Origin of the sequence: Nocardia pseudovaccinii NBRC 100343 (assembly GCF_001613225.1) — a bacterium.
Classification (GTDB): Bacteria; Actinomycetota; Actinomycetes; order Mycobacteriales; family Mycobacteriaceae; genus Nocardia; species Nocardia pseudovaccinii.
This window is the reverse complement of record NZ_BDBY01000268.1, coordinates 1-4,062: the sequence shown is the minus strand read 5'-3', so window position 1 is coordinate 4,062 and position 4,062 is coordinate 1. Positions and strand designations below refer to the sequence as shown.

The window sequence follows — 4,062 nt, the reverse complement described above, 5'->3', positions numbered from 1 at the left end:
ATATCAGCCCGACCAGGGACTTAAGGCCTCATTATGTGTCGAGCGCGGCGCGCATTGTCGGGAAATCGCAACACACGGCGCGTACTCCGGTAATGGCGAGCACCCGGTCGATCTCGCGGCGACCCGAGACGATACGCACATCGGGGCCGCCGTGCGCTGCCCGCTGGGTGATCGCTCCGATGGTGGCCGCCACCCGGATGCTCAGGAATTTGGTGGCGCGCAGATCGAGGACAACCGCATGGCATCGGGTCGTGACGGCATGTTCGAGCATCGCGCGGAACTCCGGGAGTGCGGCCGCATCGAGTTCTCCTTCGGCGCGCACCACCACGCACTGTTTACGGCGATCGACGCGTTGCGCCCAGAAGCGGTTGCGTGGTCGTTCACCGGCCGGGTGCTGCCCGTTTGAGCGGTGCTGAAGAACGGCAGACATGTAAACCTCCCAGGAGGGGATTCCGGTCCTGTACGGCAGGATCGGATCGGCGGGAGGGCGGCGGTATCGGCGGTAGGTAGGACGCTTCGGTTGTCGCCACGCTGGGTCAGGTGTCGCTACGCGCTCCCGCTGGCCGAGTCCTGCGTAGTCTGTCGCCACGTCGGACCCAGGGTCGGCTGTAGTCTCAACCTCGTCCTAGTTTGGCACGTCGGCGCGGTCCGATTCAACCATCGGAATCGTCACGGCCATCGCGCCAGCGCCACGGCGCTACCACCCAGGCCGCCACGAACAGCAGCGCGACCACTACAGCCGCCACCGCACCGGCGGTGGTCCCCGCGACGGCGGCCATCACCAGAGTCGTAGCGCCGGTCAGCGCCAGTCCGAGCAGCGCGATCCCTGCCATCGCGCAGCGATGGGCTGCGGCCACGACATTGCCCAACCGATGGCGCCGGAACAGGATCCGATGCCACGACACCGGTGCGACCAGGAATACGGTCGCACCCATCGCCGCGGAGACCGTACCCAGATACAGCAGTCGCATCGGCTGCGACAAGGTGGTGAATCCGGCCTGGAACGGGAGGATCAGCAGCGCGCTGATCAAGAACTGCACACCGGTCTGCACCACGCGCAGTTCCTGCACCAGATTGGACCAATTGCGGTCCAGCCGTTGGGTTTCGGTCTCGTGCCTGGTGTGGCGATCCCATTCCTGATCATCCTTGGTCACGGCTGGGTCATCGCTTTTCGATGTCGCCATGGCTGCTCCCGGGTTCGCGCTCTATGTTCGCGGCGTACCCGCGCCGGGCCCGCATACACCCGGCGATCGTTGGTCGCAGCGCCGCTGATTCGCTGTTCGACGGGCGGGTATGCGGATGATGACGCCGATGCGCTCGGCGGCATTGTTTCGAGGAGGAGCGATCCATCATGAGAAACACCGGAACCTGCCGAGGTCGCATCGCCGCGGTGGCCGCCGCGGCCGCGCTCGCGGTCTTGGCGAGCGGTTGCGAGCAGGCCCAGAAGGCGGTGAACAAGGGCGGTGACACGCCCTGCAGCGAATTCGTCGCGCAGGACAAGGATAAACAGCGCATCACGGTGACCAAATTCCTCGAGCAGGAACGTAACGGCAATGCGCCGGCGACCAATGATCAGACCGTCGACGCCTCGATCGCCGCAATCGAATTGATGTGCCGGGCACAGGCCAATCCGGACACCCCTATCCGCAAAGCCGACTTGACCGGAATCCTGGTGCCGAAGTAATCCCGGGGCCGAAAGTAATGGGTTGCCGGACATATTGTCCGGCAACTCATTACTTGTCATACGCAGCGATTATCGATAATCACTGCCCCTGCTGGTAAGCGCGCTGGCGCTGTTCGTCGAGCTTGGCTTCGGCACGCTGCTTCTCGGCGGCCGCTTCCTTGCTGGCTGCTGCACGCTGTGATTCCGCCTTGTCCTGCTGGGCTTTGCCTTCATCCCGCAGGTCGTCGTTTCCGAAGACTGCGCCAGCGGCCTCCTTGATCTTGCCCTTGGCGTCTTCGACGACGCCTTCGGCACCTTCGCGGGGACCACTCTTGTGCTCGGACACGATATCTACCTCCGAATTATCGGTTTTCAGGTGGACATTCGCCGCATACCCGGGATCTGCCCGGTGAATCCGAACTCCGCGTTTTCATCGCGGATTCCGGAAAATTCTTGCCGCATATCGGGATGTTTCGGCGGTGTGGCAGCGGTTATCGCCGGAGCATGAGGTCCCTGTGGTTGAACGATGCCGAGGTGCCTGCGCGACTGCGGCTCACGCCGGGGCTGCGGTTCGACACCGTGGTGATCGGCGCCGGGCTCACCGGCCTGGTGACGGCCCTGTTGCTGGCCGAGAGCGGTGTCGACGTGGCGGTGCTGGAGAGTAAGCGGGTCGGGGCGGGCACCACCGGTGCCAGTACGGCGAAGGTCAGTCTGCTGCAAGGGATCCGAGCGCAGCGGATCCGCGGTCGCCACGGCGATCGAGCGGTGAGCGACTATGTCGAGGCCAATCGCGAGGGGCAGCAGTGGCTGTTGCGCTACTGTGCGGAGCATTCGGTGCCCGTCCAGCGCGTACCGGCACTCACTTACGCTCAGTCCAAGGCTGAAATATCCGCTGTGCGAAGGGAATACGAGGCGACACGGGCCGCCGGGCTGGCCACAACGCTCGTCGAGGAGCTGGATGTGCCGTTCCCGGTGCACAGTGCGGTCCGGCTCGATAACCAGGCTCAACTCGATCCGATGGCACTGCTTGCCAGTTTGGCCGCCGATATCGAATCACGCGGCGCGCCGATCTTCGAATCCACCAGGGCCAAAGGCGTACACGGCGGCGAGCACGACCAGTTGGTGATCGAAACCGAGCACGGCGATCTGGTCGCGCGCACGATCATCCTGGCAACCGGCACACCGATACTCGATCGCGGCGGCTTCTTCGCCCGGCTCACCGCCGAGCGCTCCTATCTGAGCGCCTTCCGGGTCGCCGAGCCGATCCCGCACGAAATGTTCATCAGCGCAGGCGAGCCCACTCGGTCGCTGCGGTACACCCCCGGATCCGATGGCGCCGAGCTGCTGCTGGTCGGCGGCAACGGCCACGTGGTCGGGCGCACGGATGCGGCGAGCCGCCGGGTCGATGAGTTGATCGCTTGGACACAGCGGTGTTTCCCTACCGCTGAACCGCTGCAGAGCTGGTCCGCGCAGGACTATCACCCGGTCGACGAATTGCCGTACGTCGGTCCGCTGCTGCCTGGGCAGAATCACATCCTGCTCGCCACCGGCTACGCCAAATGGGGTTTGACGAACGGTATCGCCGCGGCCTTGGCGCTCGCGGGTCGGATCAATGGCAAACCACCGCGGTGGGCCGATACCTTCGCAAGCTGGCGTCCGAGTGAGCTGAAGTCGATACCCGCCGCCGTGTTCGCCAATAGCTCTGTGGCCCAACAACTTTCCTTCGGCTGGTTGCGTATGCTCGGCACCGGCCTCGGCGCAGCGCCTGCCGAGGGCAGCGGCCGCGTCGAACGCCACGGGCTGCGCCCGACCGCCGTATGCACTGTCGACGGCGCCACCACCGAGGTATCCGCGGTTTGTCCGCATCTGAGCGGCATCGTGCGCTGGAACGATGCGGAGCAATCGTGGGATTGCCCGCTGCACGGCTCCCGGTTCGCCGCCGACGGCACGCTGCTCGAAGGTCCGGCAACCGACTCGCTGACACCGATTTCCGGCCCGTTCCCCTTGCGTCGAATCCCCTGATTCGAGACGTGGGCCTGGTTGGTTCGCGATCGCCTCTGGTCAGGAGGTTTTCGGAGTCCGGCGGCCCGTATCAGATATCCGATCGGCCGACATACGTTCGGGCCGAACACATCTCGGTGATCGCCTCGCCGAGCGCGCTCGAGCCCGCCTTCGATTGTCGGGTGCCTCCGCGTCATCCGAGTTGGGTCTATCCGGCACCACGGTCCGCGCAGCCCGGACCGGTGAGCCTTCGATCACATCTGGACAGAATCGGCGACTCCCGGCATATGCCCGAACCCGGAACCGGCGAATCTCGGCAAGTCGTGAAGGGGTACCTCATGTTGCCCTATGATTGCTCTCGTTGCGATCCACTCGGCCGGACCTAGCCCGGCGATGGT

At 65.0% G+C, this 4,062-nt stretch carries 5 protein-coding genes; 2 read left to right on the top strand and 3 right to left on the bottom strand.

Features of this window, described 5'->3' with window-relative positions; genetic code table 11:
• Positions 1–31: 31 nt before the first annotated feature.
• On the bottom strand, positions 32–430 hold the full coding sequence (locus NP3_RS51650; protein ID WP_063045702.1) for an STAS domain-containing protein: 399 nt from the start codon (positions 428–430) through the stop codon (positions 32–34).
• Positions 431–653: 223 nt separating this feature from the next.
• The gene (locus NP3_RS33210) at positions 654–1,184 is read right to left on the bottom strand and encodes a DUF6328 family protein (RefSeq protein ID WP_063045701.1); all 531 of its coding nucleotides are present in this window, start codon (positions 1,182–1,184) and stop codon (positions 654–656) included.
• 167 nt (positions 1,185–1,351) lie between these two features.
• Between NP3_RS33210 and NP3_RS33205 the strand changes: the two genes are divergently transcribed.
• Positions 1,352–1,684: a hypothetical protein gene (locus tag NP3_RS33205; RefSeq protein WP_063045700.1), complete on the top strand. Its 333-nt coding sequence runs from the start codon at positions 1,352–1,354 to the stop codon at positions 1,682–1,684.
• Between the two features lie 79 nt (positions 1,685–1,763).
• Here the strand turns inward: NP3_RS33205 and mbp1 are convergent, their stop codons facing one another.
• The gene (gene mbp1 / locus NP3_RS33200; protein WP_063045699.1) at positions 1,764–2,009 is read right to left on the bottom strand and encodes a microaggregate-binding protein 1; all 246 of its coding nucleotides are present in this window, start codon (positions 2,007–2,009) and stop codon (positions 1,764–1,766) included.
• Between the two features lie 158 nt (positions 2,010–2,167).
• Between mbp1 and NP3_RS33195 the strand changes: the two genes are divergently transcribed.
• The gene (locus NP3_RS33195; protein ID WP_063045698.1) at positions 2,168–3,685 is read left to right on the top strand and encodes an FAD-dependent oxidoreductase; all 1,518 of its coding nucleotides are present in this window, start codon (positions 2,168–2,170) and stop codon (positions 3,683–3,685) included.
• Positions 3,686–4,062 lie beyond the last annotated feature (377 nt).

Bases quoted from the DNA above. Each gene is read 5' to 3' on its own strand.
- NP3_RS51650 (WP_063045702.1), bottom strand. From the start codon at position 430: ATGTCTGCCGTTCTTCAGCACCGCTCAAACGGGCAGCACCCGGCCGGT.
- NP3_RS33210 (WP_063045701.1), bottom strand. From the start codon at position 1,184: ATGGCGACATCGAAAAGCGATGACCCAGCCGTGACCAAGGATGATCAG.
- NP3_RS33205 (WP_063045700.1), top strand. From the start codon at position 1,352: ATGAGAAACACCGGAACCTGCCGAGGTCGCATCGCCGCGGTGGCCGCC.
- NP3_RS33195 (WP_063045698.1), top strand. From the start codon at position 2,168: ATGAGGTCCCTGTGGTTGAACGATGCCGAGGTGCCTGCGCGACTGCGG.